The 17,090-nt window shown below is 41.5% G+C and carries 14 protein-coding genes; 1 reads left to right on the top strand and 13 read right to left on the bottom strand.

Annotated features, from left to right (window positions below; translation table 11 throughout):
- Window positions 1-26: 26 nt before the first annotated feature.
- Window positions 27-1,025, bottom strand: coding sequence for a mannose-1-phosphate guanylyltransferase (locus DC487_RS06460; protein WP_116775151.1), 999 nt, complete (start codon window positions 1,023-1,025; stop codon window positions 27-29).
- Between the two features lie 279 nt (window positions 1,026-1,304).
- On the opposite strand from DC487_RS06460, the gene DC487_RS06465 reads away from it, so the two are divergent.
- Complete coding sequence (locus DC487_RS06465; protein ID WP_116775152.1) at window positions 1,305-2,855, top strand: capsule assembly Wzi family protein; 1,551 nt, start codon at window positions 1,305-1,307, stop codon at window positions 2,853-2,855.
- Between the two features lie 67 nt (window positions 2,856-2,922).
- On the opposite strand, the gene DC487_RS06470 is transcribed toward DC487_RS06465, so the two are convergent.
- From DC487_RS06470 to menD, 12 genes are all read right to left on the bottom strand, one after another.
- A complete protein-coding gene (locus DC487_RS06470; protein ID WP_165799031.1) occupies window positions 2,923-4,020 on the bottom strand; it encodes a glycoside hydrolase family 26 protein in 1,098 nt (365 codons plus the stop codon).
- A gap of 111 nt (window positions 4,021-4,131) precedes the next feature.
- Window positions 4,132-5,514, bottom strand: a complete 1,383-nt coding sequence (locus DC487_RS06475) for a nucleotide sugar dehydrogenase (RefSeq protein ID WP_116775154.1) — start codon at window positions 5,512-5,514, stop codon at window positions 4,132-4,134.
- A 48-nt stretch (window positions 5,515-5,562) separates the two neighbouring features.
- Window positions 5,563-6,318 (bottom strand): WecB/TagA/CpsF family glycosyltransferase, encoded by a 756-nt coding sequence (locus DC487_RS06480; protein WP_116775155.1) that lies wholly within the window; start codon window positions 6,316-6,318, stop codon window positions 5,563-5,565.
- Window positions 6,318-7,208, bottom strand: coding sequence for a glycosyltransferase family 2 protein (locus DC487_RS06485; protein WP_116775156.1), 891 nt, complete (start codon window positions 7,206-7,208; stop codon window positions 6,318-6,320). The genes DC487_RS06480 and DC487_RS06485 overlap by 1 nt, the downstream gene beginning before the upstream one ends.
- Before the next feature lie 2 nt (window positions 7,209-7,210).
- Complete coding sequence (locus DC487_RS06490) at window positions 7,211-8,347, bottom strand: polysaccharide pyruvyl transferase family protein (RefSeq protein WP_165799032.1); 1,137 nt, start codon at window positions 8,345-8,347, stop codon at window positions 7,211-7,213.
- Window positions 8,340-9,440 carry a glycosyltransferase family 4 protein gene (locus tag DC487_RS06495; RefSeq protein WP_165799033.1) on the bottom strand — a complete coding sequence of 367 codons (1,101 nt, stop codon included), beginning with the start codon at window positions 9,438-9,440 and terminating at the stop codon, window positions 8,340-8,342. Before DC487_RS06495 ends, DC487_RS06490 begins: the two co-directional genes overlap by 8 nt.
- A 15-nt stretch (window positions 9,441-9,455) precedes the next feature.
- Complete coding sequence (locus DC487_RS06500) at window positions 9,456-10,499, bottom strand: glycosyltransferase family 2 protein (protein WP_116775159.1); 1,044 nt, start codon at window positions 10,497-10,499, stop codon at window positions 9,456-9,458.
- The gene (locus DC487_RS06505) at window positions 10,480-11,757 is read right to left on the bottom strand and encodes a VpsF family polysaccharide biosynthesis protein (RefSeq protein ID WP_116775160.1); all 1,278 of its coding nucleotides are present in this window, start codon (window positions 11,755-11,757) and stop codon (window positions 10,480-10,482) included. The genes DC487_RS06500 and DC487_RS06505 overlap by 20 nt, the downstream gene beginning before the upstream one ends.
- A 22-nt stretch (window positions 11,758-11,779) precedes the next feature.
- Window positions 11,780-12,931, bottom strand: a complete 1,152-nt coding sequence (locus tag DC487_RS06510) for a polysaccharide pyruvyl transferase family protein (protein ID WP_116775161.1) — start codon at window positions 12,929-12,931, stop codon at window positions 11,780-11,782.
- Window positions 12,932-12,935: 4 nt separating this feature from the next.
- Entirely contained in the window at window positions 12,936-13,808 is an 873-nt protein-coding gene (locus DC487_RS06515; RefSeq protein WP_116775162.1) for an SDR family NAD(P)-dependent oxidoreductase, read from the bottom strand.
- A complete protein-coding gene (locus DC487_RS06520; RefSeq protein WP_133228436.1) occupies window positions 13,771-15,333 on the bottom strand; it encodes an MATE family efflux transporter in 1,563 nt (520 codons plus the stop codon). The genes DC487_RS06515 and DC487_RS06520 overlap by 38 nt, the downstream gene beginning before the upstream one ends.
- A gap of 12 nt (window positions 15,334-15,345) precedes the next feature.
- On the bottom strand, window positions 15,346-17,079 hold the full coding sequence (gene menD, locus DC487_RS06525) for a 2-succinyl-5-enolpyruvyl-6-hydroxy-3-cyclohexene-1-carboxylic-acid synthase (protein ID WP_116775164.1): 1,734 nt from the start codon (window positions 17,077-17,079) through the stop codon (window positions 15,346-15,348).
- Window positions 17,080-17,090 lie beyond the last annotated feature (11 nt).

Consider the following 17,090-nt stretch of genomic DNA (forward strand, 5'->3'; position numbering starts at 1 on the left):
GAATGTTCGCCCTAGTTAAGTTTGTGCTAGTCGATCAATTTGGATTGATGCTTTTCTAGGGTGTTATATACTTTCTTAACGTCTTGTGACTTTTCTTTTTGAACAAAGAGCATCGCATCAGGCGTCGATACCACAATGGTATTTTTTAGGCCAACAAAGGCTGTATACAGATCTGATCCCAACACCATGTTGCCATTTTCATCGACCGGATGTCCGGTTTGTACCAGGTAATCGTACAATGATTCGAAAGATCCCAAATCAGACCACGCAAACTCTGTCGCCACTACGCGGATTTTCTTGGAACGTTCCATCACGGCATAGTCGATACTGATGGATGGAATTTTCTTCGACAGAGATTCATCTAAATAGCCATCTTTTTGACTCTTCCAAGTGGCTAATGCGGTCGCATACACCTGCGGCTCAAACTGCTGCAACTCTTGTAATAACGTATCTGCCCGAAAGCAAAACATACCCGAGTTCCAAAGGAAATTTCCCCTTTCGATAAAATCTTCCGCCGTGTCTTGATTGGGTTTCTCGCGGAAGGATAGCACTTGATCCTCTTGAAATTCAATATAACCGTAGCCTGTTTCTGGACGTACTGGTTTAATCCCAAAGGTCACGATATACCCTTGTTGCGCTTTGGCTATACCGGCTTGCATTGCTTGGCTATAAGCTTCTTCACCCACGATCACGTGGTCAGATGGTGTTACAATCAAAATATCATCTGGATTAGCGGCGAAAGCAGCGAAAGCAATTGCTGCAGCCGTGTTACGAGGCGTCGCCTCAATAATATCGGTATAGGCGATATCTTGCGCATCCATTACTTCTTGACTGAGTTGGTGGTTGTCGCAGTTGCCCACTACAGTCACTTGGTCGCACAGCGTTTGGTTGCGCATGACGGTCATGGCGAAGAGCGAACCTTCTTTAAATAGTTTTAGATATTGCTTTGGATTGCTTTTTCGAGATAAAGGCCACAGTCGACTTCCTACGCCGCCTGTCAGAATTACGTGGATGATGTTGCTCACGGAGAATTGTTTTTTTATAATTTTTTTGTCTGGCTATCTTCAATTACTAATCTCGACGCAGATGTGTCAAAAGCTTAGGATCGGATTGACAGATTAGAGTGAGATTTTGCATGTTTTTGATACGGCACATTTAAACTCTTTAAATATACGGATTATTACAGAGATAATCCCTAGCATTAAACAACAAGATTTCAAGGATTTAATCTATAAATCGAATTAGCTTATCTTATAATTTGCAGCTTGGCATACATTTGCTATCTTTAAGTAGAACATCTACTCATGAAGAATTTTATTGTTGCCATTATAGGCGTTTTTAGCCTTGTATGTGGGAGTCTCCGTGCCCAAACGATCCTCGAAAAAGACAGCAGTCGCACTTCTGGATTTTCATTACAATTGGAAGGTGGCTACGCCGGTGATCGCCAAGTTCCCTTTTGGATGCGTTCCAATCAATTTGGATCCATCCCCTTAGAAGGAGGTTCAGGAAGCCTGTTGGTTCGGAGTTTCAAGGATTATCGCCAGCCTGGCGAATGGAAAGGGCGAGAATCCAATAATAATTCGCTTTGGGATTGGGGATACAGCTTAGAAGGTAGGGCAAATATCGGCCGTACTTTACAGGCACAAATCATCGAAGCACATGCAAAAGTACGATTTGCCATGTTTGAAGCACGATTAGGTCGCAGCCGCGATGTGATGGGACTCAACGGAGACACGCTGTTAACTTCAGGAAATTTTGCGGTATCTGGCAATGCCTTGGGCGTGCCGAAGTTTGAGATCAGTATCCCAGAATATTATCGATTACCTTGGTTTGATGGTCTATTTTCATTCAAAGGTAATTTTGCTAATGGATATATGGGGAAATTTGAATTAAAACCCTCATCATTCCGAGTTCCTGTAGACGATTATCGACTTAATACTTTTCTACACCAGAAATCTCTTTATGGGCGATTAGGTCGTGAAGCGTGGAAATTACAACTCTATGGAGGATTCAATCACCAAGTACAATGGGGCGGCGAAAGTAAGCGATATGGCAAAGATTTTGACCTTAATTTTCTACAAACGCTCACTTATGTCACCTTGGGAACAGCATATGGTGGGCAAGGAAATCCCATACCTCGCTCCAAAATTGGCAACCATCAGGGTTCGCTTGATTTAGGTGCCTCTTATAACTTTGGAAAAGTTACCCTAATGGCGTACCGACAAAACATTTATGATGTAGGTGCATTATCAAAACTGGCAAATATACGAGATGGATTAAATGGTCTTACACTAAGTAATAATTTGTACCGAAAAAATTCAAAAAAATGGGATTGGCGGAAAATTTTGGTCGAATTCTTTTATTCGAAAGATCAAGCTGGTTACCCTTGGTCTAAGGCAACTGCTTCTGGAGACGAGGACTACTACAACAATTCCGAATATCTGGAAGGCTGGTCTTATCGAGATGTTGGAATGGGTACTCCTCTTATCATTACGGCGCTGTCTGCTAGACCTGGACAAGCACATTTCCCCTTTGATTTCTTTATCAGTAATCGTGTGGTAGCAACTCATATTGGTGCCAGTGGGCATATATTTGATTGGAATGTGCTTACAAAAATAACTTATGCGAAGCACTATGGTACGTTCGCAACAAGCGAATATGGAAAATCTACCGGCAGAACTTTCCACCAACCGCATAGCGAAATGTTTGTACCTGTAAACCAGTTTTCAGCATTTTTACAGACAGAGAAGCGGCTTTTCTCAAACACGTGGCTAGGAGGAATGTTCGCGATAGATCAGGGAGGCATGCTCCCAAGTGGCGCAGGATTGATGGTGCACATAAGGCGTGAATTTTAATTCACGCCTTATATCGACTTTTAAGAAAATGTTTATCAGTAGGATTACATCTTGGTAATCTCTCACGCTAACTATAAATCTTCAACTTTTTTACATCGTCTTCCAAAAGAAGACCATTTTCGCGTATCATCTCTACAAAATCCTCAGCATTAGGATCGCCTTTGAATGGTACGTAGTAATTGTTTTGGCTGTTCACCCAGAAACAAAAAGCGACCAAATCCTTTGGAAAGAATTGGGCGCATCGCGAAGTGAAGTAACTGACATCCGTATTATTCTTTTTGCCACCTTCAGCAATGAAATATGATTTACCTAGCTTTTTCGATGCGCTACGCATAGCGTCTAATGATTTAGATAATCTAGCTTTTAAAACCTCTGGCTTATAGTTTTCATAATCGTAAAAATCCATCGAACACAAATCAATATATTCATTCCCTGGATATCGCTTCTTGTATTCTTCTTCAGAAGATACACGATCCGTATTATACACCCAAAGAATATTGTCCACGCCTTTTTGTTTACTCAAATATTCGTGTGTCAGTCGATAAAGGTTAATGTATTCTTCATCCGTACAGCGCCCTGCTCCCCACCAAAACCATTTCCCGGTACATTCATGAAAGGGTCGAAACAACACCGGAATTTCCTCTCCCCTGTCGTCCACTAATTTATGAAAAAATGCAGACAGCGTATCCAGCCACGTCAGGTATTGTTGTTGTATTGCCTTATCATTCAAGATTTTACTAACGGTATTTCCAAAATCTTTCACTTTTCCATTGGCAGCACGGTTCTTTTGGTCATGATTTATATCCAATGGATTTCGTGTGTGCCAAGAGAGCGAGACCAAAAGACCTTTTGCATAGGCGTATTTGATAGCATCAACCACGCGCGAGGTAGATCCATCCAACCAAACTCGACCATTTCCGCGCTCTATCCAACCGAGATCGTAAGCGACCATTCCAGGGAATTGTCCGGTTACATCTTTAAAATCACTTTCCTCTAATCCGCGCCAACCAGTTCTAGACAAGGTATTTGTACTTTGATGCCCTAGAATAACTTGATCGCTACGACCAATCTTCACCAAATTATGAAGCAGCTGCCGGGTTCTATTCGTAATGTAACTGTTGGAGGGAAATTGTGCTGGAACATGATTTATGTTTGTATCTATCATACACATCGTTTTACTTTAATTATGAATACTCGTTGTAAAAATAAAGGAGGGCGAACCCTCCTTTTAAAACGTTTTATCCATTATTTTATTCTGTACCGGATGATGAAATCACTATTCTCCTATTGCGTAGTAAGCAAATCCTAACGTTTCCAACTCTAATCTATTCAGCAGTTTACGTCCATCAAACACAAAAGAAGGGCGTTTCATATCTTCTTTGATACGTGTCCAATCATAGGTTTTAAATTCGTCCCATTCGGTCAACACTGCAGCAGCGTGTGCACCAGACAATGCCTCGTAAGGATCGTTTACTACTCGAACTAAACGTCGGTTATCCTCTGGAGAACGTGTGCCCAAATAATCCAAATCTTTATAAATCTGTTCCGCTGTTACTTTTGGATCGTAAACGACGACATTAGCTTCTTCTGCCAACAGGTGATCGGCAACATAAATCGCAGCCGATTCGCGTGTGTCGTTCGTGTCTTTTTTGAACGCCCAGCCCAAGAAACCAACGTGCTTTCCATTGACGGTGTTGTACATGGTTTGTATGATTTTTTCTGCAAAACGCGTTTTCTGATGGTCGTTCAGCAAAATCACTTGTTCCCAATAATCGGCTACCTCTCGCAGGTTGTACGAACGTGCGATGTACACCAAATTCAAAATATCTTTTTGAAAACAAGAACCTCCAAAACCTACCGAAGCTTTTAAGAATTTCGATCCAATTCGCGAATCTTGTCCGATTGCTTTTGAAACTTCTTCTACGTTTGCACCTGTTACTTCGCATAATTCGGAAATCGCATTTATACTGGAAACGCGTTGCGCTAAAAATGCGTTAGCTACTAATTTAGATAACTCGGAAGACCACAAATTCGTCGTTAGTATGCGTTCGCGTGGCACCCAAGCTTCGTAAACCTGTACCAAGGCCTCAATCGCTTCTGCACTCTCTCCACCAATCAATACGCGATCCGGATTGTGTAAATCGGTGATGGCCGTTCCCTCTGCTAAGAATTCGGGATTAGAAAGGATATGGAAGTTTACACCATTGCCCGTATGATCCAAAATACTTTTTAGTGCCTCTGCGGTACGTACTGGTAGCGTAGATTTCTCTACTACAATTTTATCGGAAGTAGCAACTTCAGCGATTTGACGTGCACAAAGCTCGATATATTTCAAGTCTGCTGCTTGTCCTTTCCCTTTACCATACGTTTTCGTCGGAGTATTTACTGAGATAAATATCATGTCTGCTTCAGCAATTGCCTTATTCACATCGGTAGAAAAGAATAAGTTTCTGCCGCGTGCTTCTCGCACCACAGCATCCAAGCCAGGCTCGTAAACAGGTAAATTTTCAAGATTCTCATCGTTCCATGCCGCAATGCGAGCTTGATTTAAATCTACTACAGTAATATCGATATCTGGGTTCTTCTGCGCGATGACTGACATCGTAGGTCCGCCTACATATCCAGCGCCAATACAGGTTATCTTCTTAATTTTGCTCATTTGTCTAATTATTATAAAAATGAAAAAATCATTTATGCTAAAATATCACTATTTCCCAAAGGGATTCTTATATACACAACGCTTTTCTTTAAATATTAGGGTAAAAAACGGCAAATCATCCACCATATAACGCTTCCAGAGCCGTCCCGGTTCTTTCCACATTCTATATAACCATTCCAGCGATAGTTTTTGCATCAGAACTGGAGCTCTTTTCAGTGTTCCAGCTTCGAAATCAATTGTCGCCCCGAGTGCCATAAAAACTTTCACTCCAAGCATCAAATGTTTGTACTTAAAAATCCATTTTTCTTGTTTCGGAGCACCCACACCGACCACTAATACCGTCGCACCAGATTGGTTAATTTTGTCGACAATGTCCAAGCACTCTTGTTCGTTTTTCTCAAAACCATAAGTCGGAGAATGATGACCGATCACGATTTCGCGCCCAACCTTTTCATTAATTTTCACTGCCGCTTTTTCGGCAACGCCCTCTGCTGCGCCCATCAAAAAGATTTTAACTGCATCATTATTACGGTGAAAATTATAGTAAGCTGGAAAGAATGAAGAACCGGGAATCACCTCTTTCACAGGTTTTCCCAAAAATTTCAATCCAAGTTGTACAATTTTGCTATCGCAAATTACCCAATCCGTTTGTTGGTAGATTTGATACAATTCTGCGTCTTTCTGCAGTTTAATTAAATGATCCACATTCGGCGTGATAAGAACACCTTCGTCGAAAGATTTTAATAATTCTTCCGTGCTGATATCGAGGATATCTATGTTTAACAGTTTAACTGTTCTTTTCATCAATTTTTACTTTTACGCTTATTTTCCCGATCAATCATTACCTTTTTGTAGTCGAATATCTTCTCTAAACCGATGAAGATATTACTTCGATTGCGAAGGATTTCTTTGGCAATGTATGATTTAACACCGAATTGGTGTGCTTTTGAGACAAAATATAAAACCGAGTATTGGTATGCGCTCAATTTGCTTTGGCGAAGCATATTGTTCACTCGGATGGTTTCGTCAAATCGAGCCAGAAAATATTCGGGCTTAATAGTATTCACGATGCTTCCGTCTCGGATGGTCACCGTGTATAAAACAAAATCAGATATCTCAAACGTTTTGGCCAGCACGCCACAACGACATGAAAACCACATATCGTTACCGGCAATCACTTCCGCGAAACGGATGTGATGATCCTCAATAAATTGACGGCGGTAAATCTTACCCCAAGGCACGGAATACTTGTACAGCACATCACGTTTGCCCTTTTGCTGGTGAGCATCGATTAAATCATTGAAGAACAAATGGCGATGACTTTCTTCGTAAGTATCCGAATCAGCAGAGTACACTTTATAATAGAAAACATCTATTTCTTTTTTAGCAACGCGATCCAGTTCATCATGGAAACCTTTGTTGAAAAAATCATCCGAATCCGCCAGTAACACGTATTTACCACGCGCATGCTCTAGGCCCACATTCCGACTAGCGCCGGCTCCTCGCTTTCCTTTGTTGTGATATAGCGAAAATGCATAACCGGCTTGTAGTTTCTCAAGATTAGCAATTTCTTGCACATCGCTATTATCGTCCACTACGATCACTTCCAAATCAATTCGTTGCGGAATAGATTCTAACAAGCGTTGCAGCAGTTGGGTAGCATTTTTATGAGGTATAATTATTGAGAAAACCATACTTACGTTTTAAAAATATCCGACATGATGTTGATTGCCAGCTGATGATACGCAGATTCTTCGCTTTGCAACTTTGCCAGCAATAGTGTTTTATTTTGCAACACGTGAGCGACATTCGTAAGTGCGGTCGGCGTTCCCTTCTGCGTATCCACCAAGAGCTCTTTCAATCCAGCGTCCGAAAAGATTCCGTTGATTTTGGCGTGTTGCTGAATATCGGTGAGGATGATTGGTAGACACGCGAACTTATAAGCCAACAAAGCAACGTGCAGTCGATTCGTCAATACAAAATCAGCCGAGCTATAATAACCCGCCCCTTGCAGATCAATCTGCTCTTGGCGTAAGGTAATTGGAAAACGGCTTTTAAATGTTTCATAAAGCTGTTTACTAAAATCCTTATCCGACGCAACTTGATAAGCTATTTCAAAATGAAATTGATCTTGATGAGTCATCAAAATTCGCTCTAGAATCTGTACTAGCGATTGTTCGTAGGCATCTACGGCAGATTCGCCATGAACCGCACTTCTAAATGATAGTACAACTTTCGGCAAAGCGCTGCTTGGGTATCCATCAGGTGTGGTGATGCGGGTTTCCGGATTAGGTTGATAACTCCAGCACAAATCCGGGAAGAACTTTGCATGGTTTACACCAATTCCTTTTGCGTATTTCAGGGAAATGGAATCTCGCACGTAGTAGTTTCTTACGAACCAAGCGCGAAAGCGTTCGCCAATCTTTCCCATACTACTCAGTGGCCCAATGGAAAACCCAATCTTGATAATTTCTACACCAAGAATATTCAACAACAAATAGAATAATCCGGTCAGGACATACTTGCATCCAGTTACAAAGGAATTATCGAATTGATGTCCCGGAGGCGAGGCCAAAAAGTAAACCTTTTTCTGCGGATTGAAACATGCATTGAAGGCATCAGCGACCAAAGCGCTATGAAATCCTTTTCCCTTTTTTGACACACGTTCTGCATCCGTAACTTCTAAATTCTGCAGATAAAAATCAGGCATTTTAGCATCGCTTACTACGATCGATGCATGCTTGCGAAAATGATCAAGCAAACTTTTGTTAATCAACTGATCACCAATATTGTGGTATTGCGTATAACCTTTGTAATATAAAATTCTATTCATGCAGCGATTGGTAATAAGAATAATAACTTGATTCGATTTGATAGATATTGAATTTCTCAGCGAATGTTGTGCGCTGTTCGGCAACTTGGCTATCCTCAGCATTTGCGTTGGATAACGTCAATAGTTTATCGGCTAGCGCATCCACATTTTCCACCACAAACTTTGGCTCAACTTGCTCAACTAATTCCTGCAATCCGCCTCCATCGCGCATCACTAAAACGGGTTTTCCGAGGTGCATACATTCGATAGCGACCAAACCAAATGGTTCTGAAACGGATGGAAAAACGCAAACATTCATCACCGATTGATACGCGGTTACTTCAGTTTGAAAACCCGCAAATATAACGGAGTCGCTAATTTTCAATTCTGCACTCAAATTTTCTAAAGATGCTCTTTCATCGCCATCCCCCACTAAAAGCAGGGTACCATCGCCGCCTTTTTCTAAAAATTTAGAGAACGCTTGAATTAGATAATCTACGCGCTTCCAGCCAATAAACCTTGAGCTTGTACCAACGATAAATTTTGCTAGCTTAAGTTGTGGAAACGTTGCAAATGGCAAACTACGGTCGAAGTTTTCTTTAAAAAGCACGCCGTTGTAAATCACCTCGTTGTTTTTTTTCCGCACACCTTTTTCCAACCAATAATCTTGTGAATATTTCGAGTTGTTCACCACACCTAAACAGCACCTGTTCAATTGAGAAACTTGAAATTTCACTTTCAGCTTTGCATATTTAGATTGCTCACGACGTACTGTACCGGCTGTGTGTACCGTAAAGATTACTGGTGTTTTTGAACGGCTGAGTGCCTCCAATAATAATGGTTTATAGATATGTAATTGTGCTAGATCGTAGTTATTTACGATTTGCTGAATGCGCCTGTATTTACTCAATCTCCATTCGAATGGTTTGATAGCTTCGTAATAGATTTTTACACCCAACGTTTTCATACGCGGATTCGCCACCTTTCTTTCTTCCTGACAGCATAATATTGCCACTTCCAAGTTCGGATTGGCAGACTGTGCTTGCACCAAATAATAGAGATAACTCTCTATTCCGCCAAAAAGGAAATCGTGCACCACATGTATAATTTTCATTTTAGGCATGCTTTATTAATATTTTGACGACAAAGTACCGACCAATCCGCGAACCATTTTCTGTACTTTTCGCGTTTTCTTCTTCCAATTTATTTTTGATTTGATTTTTTCTAAGTACATCGATGGGTTTTGCTGAGGACGTTTCAAATTCTTTAATAACACTTCTTTCAACGCATAGGAAGATTGCAAGTGCTCCACGAAATATGTGTAGTCCACCATAATTTCATCTTGTGTATATCCATCTACTCGTGCTGCATAGACGAAGTAATCATCCACTAAATCGTTGATTACTTCTTTGTGGTAAGCTTGTAAATTAACCTTCTGTTTAAAGAGATTCTCTACCACTACTAATTGCGCTAATGCGCGGTTTCTACCCTTTTCCTTATTTTGCGCAGAACTATTTACGGCGGATGTAGGCACATCGTTGTATAAGTACAGCACACTACTGATGGTGACCATGTTCGCGGTTCTCGTGAAAAATTTTAAGATGAAATCTTGATCTTCTGAGTACCGCAATTGTTCGTCAAACCTGATTTGATACGTTTCGATGATTCCTCTTTTAAATACATACGACCAAACCGCATGCGTATAATTTTCTACTGAAAAATATCGATTCAAATCATTGTACTGTTTTGATCGCGTTGGTGCGACCTGATATAAAATGCGATCGCCAATTCGTCGCTCGAACCCAATTTGTAAAACATCTGCTACGCAATATTTCAATGTGTTTTCTAGCTTAAGCACGTAATCTTCTGTCAGATGATCGTCGCTATCTACAAAACAGATATATTCTCCAGTTGCTCGTTCCAAACCCAAGTTTCGTGTTGGAGAAACGCCTGTGTTCTTTTTAGAAATAACGATGATAGAATCATGAGCAGCTTCGAAATCGCGTAATATTTTTAAACTGTCGTCGGTTGATCCATCGTTTATCAGTATAATTTCAATTCCACTTGCGGCGTTTTTCGCGCTTCGCAAAATAGCCTCTATACATGCTCCAAGATGCTTTTCCGCATTGTAAACCGGAACAACAAAGGAAAACTTAATCTCTTTCTTTTTCACGTCGTCGAACTTTTTTAGTTTTTGATGGAAATAGCTTGGGTGAAAACACGTAACAACATATAATAAACACCGATAATGGCTGTTCGCTAAATGCCAATGAGTTGTTGGTAGAACTTAACAGCAGAAAAACTCCGGTAATAAATAGCACTTGTATAGTCTTATAACCGCTAAACAAGCGACGGAACAAACGAACATACATAATGGTGAGCAACGCAGTGAAAATGACGCCGTAACGAACAATAAATATTAACCAATAATTTTCTACACGCGCCATACCAATTCGATCCAACACGCGCCCGAACGACTCTGCAGACGTTCCAAACAGAAAATCTTTTAAACTGTAATAATCGAAAATTGCCCAAACTTCTAAACGCGCTGCGGCACTGCTATCGTCAGATAGATCAATCTCTAGCAATCTATTTCCCCAACCTGCCACGAAGAGTAGGTACATTAATGCAGAAACTGCGACCGCCATACCGAGAATTAATACAGGCTTCGCTTTCTTTACACGTTTTTTGTTCGACAATAACACGCCAATAAAATGGACGCCCAATATAACGCCCCAAAGCACAATGGAACTGCGCGTATTGAAACACAAAAGAGAAACAAAGCCTAGGCAAATTGCTCCGTATTTTTTTAACAACGGCAATGACTTGTCCCAAAGCAAAAAGCTCATAATGGTGGAAGTCATCAACGCATTGTTCAAAGGGTGGTTTTGCAGCGCAGAACTTCTGAATGTACCATCTATCACACCTCCTCCCGTTTCACTTCCTGTAAAGGGAAAGAAATTGACGTACAATAATCTTTCTGCTACCGCAAACAAGCTGTTAAATATCACAAATCCAATCACCCAAGGCCGGATCTTCCGAACCAATTGGATTGGCATGCCGCGGATGATCAACGAGATAAGCGCTGGTAGCATTAAACCATTTGGAATTCCAGAAAGGCCTCCCGTGTTCCCGATGAGCACCATCATAAAAATGAGCGCTGCAATAGTCAGTAATATCTGTACTTCTTGGAGCCGAGTCTTTAGGATATTTTCTTTGTTCGAGATACCAACCAGTAATAGGACGAAATAGAATTGTGGCAGCAATTGCTGATACGATGCGGCACTTGGGGAACCTGTGCGCCAGCCGAAAGCATGCCAGATACTTGTGCCCACAAAAATGGTGCAGGCAATAACAAAGAAGAATACATACCGAAACCTATAGTTCGGATGGTAACTTCCTTTTTTTAGTATAGACAATTTGTTCAACATGCTACGACACTATTAAGTACTGCTATTCGGTCTTGCCCGAGACCGCCTTTGCCAAGAAATCAATGGATTCGTTACGCAAACTTTCGAGTTTCGAATTCACAGTTTCCCAATCGATCGCTTTCAAATCTGCGCTAGGTAAATCGGATACATTTTCGACTAATCGATCTTCTAAACCGAACATCTTTAACAAGGAGCTCATGCGCGAAGTACCGCGTGTTTTGTTGGCTACAACAATGAATGGTTTGTTGAATAAGATAGAGAATACACACGCGTGGAAAGAATCAGTGATAACAAAATCTGCTTCTGCAAAACCTTGCAGCCAATTTTCCACCGGCGGCGCGATTCGACTAGTCACATCCGGACCATTATCACCTATTTGTACATTTAATGGCACGAACGAAAGTCCGATTCTAGCGCTTACTTCGTCCAAGATTTGCTTCTTTTCGCCCGAATTATCCAGTACATATGTAATGCCTTTGCTGCCATATTTATTTTCTACCTGTCCGACTACGTTCAAGTAGTCTTCAGGCTGCAACAGCATCGTTGGATCCAAAACGTGTACAGCATCTCTTCCAAAATTCTTTTTCACCATCTGAAGGGCAGAATCTTCCCGAACAGATACGCTATCAAATTTGCTGAGCAAATCTTTGCATAATTGCGTTTGTGCTTCGGAATATTCCCAAGCATCCGTTCCGAATGAAGGTGCATACGATATGCGACGCAACTTCCTATCTTTCACAAAATCCAGATAAGCGTTTTCAATGGCGTGATAGTATCGTGGCCGCCAAATTTGGTCGCTTCCCACCACGATAGCGTCCAAGGAGAAACTTTTATCTGCCTTTATTTTTTCCAATTGGACAATATTCTTGAAGTACGATCCAATGAATTGATTGGTGTGTTGGGCAACAATCGGATATTCTTGCTTAATACGCTTTTCGCGAAATATCTCTACATTTTTGCGAAGCAGATACTTTTGAATACTTCTTTTTACGTAGCGCTTCAACATCTCTAAACCCGAAGGCTCTTTCTTGTTTTCACTATCAATGATATATACGTGATTGCCCAAGCGCTTTAATGCCTCTTGTAAGGCATATGCCTGCAATATGCCGCCATAATTGGTATGAAGCGGCAGGCTCATGATTCCGACCTTTTTCGTATTATCTATCGTTTTCATTCTCTTAATCTCCTTTTAAACCTAATGATCGCCCGCCATCCACCATGATGTTTTGGCCTGTAATAAAGCTAGCTTCTGTTGTAGCAAGGAACATCGTCATGTTGGCAATATCTTCTGGCTTGCCATAATCCGCCAGGTAATTCGTTTTGGTTAATCGTTCCACTTGCTCGCCATTTACTTCTCCGCGAGGCACAATGCCCGGAGAAACACAGTTTACCCGAATTCCTAAAGGTCCAAGTTCCATCGCGATGGATTTTACGAAAGCAATAATTCCAGCTTTCGCCGCAGCGTACTCCGAGAATTTGGCTTTTCCGCGCTCTCCGATTACAGAGGTGATACAAACAATATTCCCTGCCTTTTTATCTACCATATATTTGGACGCTTCGCGACAGCAAAGCATCGTTCCGCGCAGGTTGATCGTCAAAATGGTATCAATCACATTAATCGAAAGTTGATCGATTCTTGCATTTTTCTCGCGCGAACTTCCTCCTGCGCTATTAATCAATAAGTCGATTCTTCCTTCCGCGTCGTTGATTTCTTTAAACTTCGTTTTGATATCGTCTTCCGAAGAAAGGTCAATAACAAATGGAACTGCCTGACCGCCCAACGCGAGCACATCGTCTACCGTCACTTGCGCTTTTGCGAAGCTTGTTCCACAAACATATAACTTAGCTCCTTCCGCTGCCAAACGACAGGCAATCGCCCGGCCGATGACACCGCTACCGCCAGTGACAACAGCAATCTGCCCATCCAACCGACGCAAACCATTTTCTAGATGGATTTGATACGGCTTGGTGACCTCCGTGTAAGCGAATTTCTTTTTCAGCTTCCGGTCTATTTTATTGCGCAGAGACTTTGGAATTAGTTTTTTTATCATTTGAAATTTTAATAGGAAGTTTCTTTTGAATTTTATCAATCAAACTAGCTCGTTCTTGTGCCGAAACACCGAACAAGATGGTCGCAATAATGACCATAACTACGCTAGTCAAACAAACCACAATCGCATTGCCCAACGTATTTTCTAAATTATACCGAAGGATCACAGGTAATGGCACCGCGGTTGCCAACACCAAAAAGCATCGCCAAACGACTTGTTTTGCATATTGACGCAGGGAGAGCTCAATGGATTTCCGCAAAAAGAAAAGTCGCAAAATGGAAATAACAGCAGAAAGCGCAATGGAAATGAAAAGCACCGAATAAGGCGCAGCGCCTGTTTCCAACACCAAATAAGCGATGGGCAAATTCAACAATCCGACCGCGCTTAACACGATATGGTACTGCTTTACCTTGCCCGTTGCTCCTTGTGCCGTGCCGTGTACGCTCGCAAATGATTCGACTAACGCTTGTATCAAGATCAATTGCACAAAGAACACCGCATAATCTGGCACTTCTTTCAGCCATGTGCTTAAAATCACATCGGCCTCGATCACGACTGGTAAGGCAATCAGTAATAATAAAATAAATGCTATGCGCGAACTGAACATCACTAGCTTGCGCATTTCTTCGAGACGACCTGCAGCGTAATCCTTTACGATCTGCGGATTGACCGAAAGCGTAAAGTTTGCGGTAAAACCCACAATAATCGCGTTGATTTGATTAGCTATACCTTGCGCAGCATTAATTACTGTGCCGAAAAATATATTGAGCAATACACTTGCTCCCTGATTCCTTAACACAACGGAGAAACCGCTAATCAATGTCCAAACGGAAAATCCAAATAGCTTCTTCGCAATGTCGCCATCCCATTGTAGGCCTCCTTTACATTCTTTGAATTGGCTTTTTGAATAAAACCGATAAATTAGATTTACCGCTAACACCGATACCAAAAGCATAATCGCGTACCAAATCAATTTATCTCCAGAAACCCATTGTATAACGAAGATAACCAGCAGCTTTAATAGTACTTCTACGATACTTATAACTGCGAAAACCGACATGCGCTCGTTTGCCAAAATCACGGATCGGTAGGGGACATTGGCGATGGTAAGCACGAACGACAGCACTGAAACATGAAACACCCAATTAGCTGCTTCAAGTCTTTCTGGTTCGATATTCAATTTGTAATTTATAAACCATAAACCAATGGCCTCTACCAAAACCAATAAGCCGACAGCAATCAGCGCGTGAACGAAAACGCTAGTTCCGAAAACGCGTTTTACTTGATCTAGGTCTTCTTTTCCTTTTCCGAAGTTGAGAAAACGCTGTGTCGAAGACGACATCGTTCCGCTAATAAACGAGAAGAACGTAACCACGCCACCTACCAAGGCATACAAACCATAATCCTGAACACCTAGCACGCTAAGAACGACACGTGAGGTGTACAAAGACACCAATACCGTGATTAGCATCCGGAAGAAAAGGGAAACTGTATTTCGTGCTATGCGCGTGTTGTTGCTCGACATTTTTTTTGCTATCTAGAAGCGCTTTAAAATATTTTTCATTTTTGCCGCAGCTTTCATCTTCACTTTATCCATCAATGTCTCTCGGTTTAGGCTTTTGAAGTACTCTTTCAGGATCCGTACATCGGTTTCTTTTTCTGTAAAAACCTCGAGAACGATTGGTCCTTCCTGAGAAAGATCGGTCAACTTCTCAATTCCTTCTAAACACGATTCTTGATCGTTGGCCGCCAAGTAGGTGAAACCAACAGACTCCAGCCAACCCTTTGCAGAAGTAACATGGCCTGCAGAAACGTGCTTAGGAAGGATGCTCGCTAAACGCTCGTGCAGCGGCATGTGCATCACCGCGCCTCCCTCGTTATTGAGTAATAGGATTCGGAAGTTTTTGGATAAATGCCTGTTCCAAACCGCATTCATATCGTAGAAGAACGTCAAATCGCCAATCATCAGGAACGTAGCATTCGATGTACCCGCAGCAAATCCTACCGCGGTAGACATGCATCCATCGATACCGTTCACGCCGCGATTACAATACACTTTTACTGATGGATCAATTTTGTAGGTCGACGCCATCCGAATGGGTGAACTGTTTGCGATGTGCAAATCCACGTTTTGCGGCAGCTTATGAATGAATTCACCGATAGCATACAATTCGCTGTAAGGCACATTGGGCTCTGGCAAAAGTTTAGAAATCTCGTTCCATTGATCGAAATAGTTGCTTTGGCTGTTTCCACTAAATGCGCTCAACTTATCAAAGAAAAGTTGCTCTGGCATTTCGAAAATATGCGTTAATCGACGGAATGGATCCACAATTTCTCCATTTGCACCAATCATCCAATGTTCTACCGATTTGCCCAAAGGTCTTAGCAATTGTTTAATCTCGCCGTTGAAAACGTAATTGCCGTAAAGTGTGATAACAATGTCCGGCGAAAATTCGCATTTTTCACTGCGTTTTAGAGCACGCAGTAATAAGAAAGTATCGTCCAGCGTGTTAGGTCCGTTGTAATTAGATAGGTTATCAGTAAGAACAACCGGATTAAAGGCTTCGACAAATTTTTCAAATGCAGCCGCAACTTCTGTCGGGATAAAATGCGTTTGTCCCCAAACAACCATTACCTTTTTATTACGCAACTTCTCTGCAAGATTCTGCCAAGAAGCATCCGTTTCGTACGAAAACAAACGATTGATTTTACGAACCGTAGGCAAATCGGTTTTAGAAAATGTATCTAGGTGGTGATTTTCAATCGGAATATTTAATTGAACTGGACCTTGCCCGTTATGTTTAAGTGCCAACAAACCTTCGTTGATGATGCGGTTACAAAACCATTCATCAAAAGAATTTTTGATTTGCTTTAGTTGCCCATTGAATTTCACGAAATGTTGGAACGTATCGCCTTGACGGAACATCTGATCCTCCATCTGCCCCAAAAACTCTGGTAAACGATCTGCCGTCAACAACAACAATGGCAATTTTTGGTAAAATGCCTCAATTACTGCCGATCCATAGTTAATCACAGACGTACCCGACGTACAACAAACGGCTACCGGCTCGTTCGATTGTTGAATAAGTCCAACAGCAAAGAATGCAGCACTACGTTCGTCAACGACCGAGAAAAGTTCAAAAAAAGGATCACTCTCCATCGAATGAATGATCGAGAAATGTCTACTCCCTGGGGAAATCACTATTTTCCTGATGCCAAACTGCTTAAGTAAAGATAGGAGATTTGTAATCAATGGATTATCAGAATACATAAATGTTCTTT

This window comes from Sphingobacterium corticibacter (assembly GCF_003076635.1).
Classification (GTDB): Bacteria; Bacteroidota; Bacteroidia; order Sphingobacteriales; family Sphingobacteriaceae; genus Sphingobacterium; species Sphingobacterium corticibacter.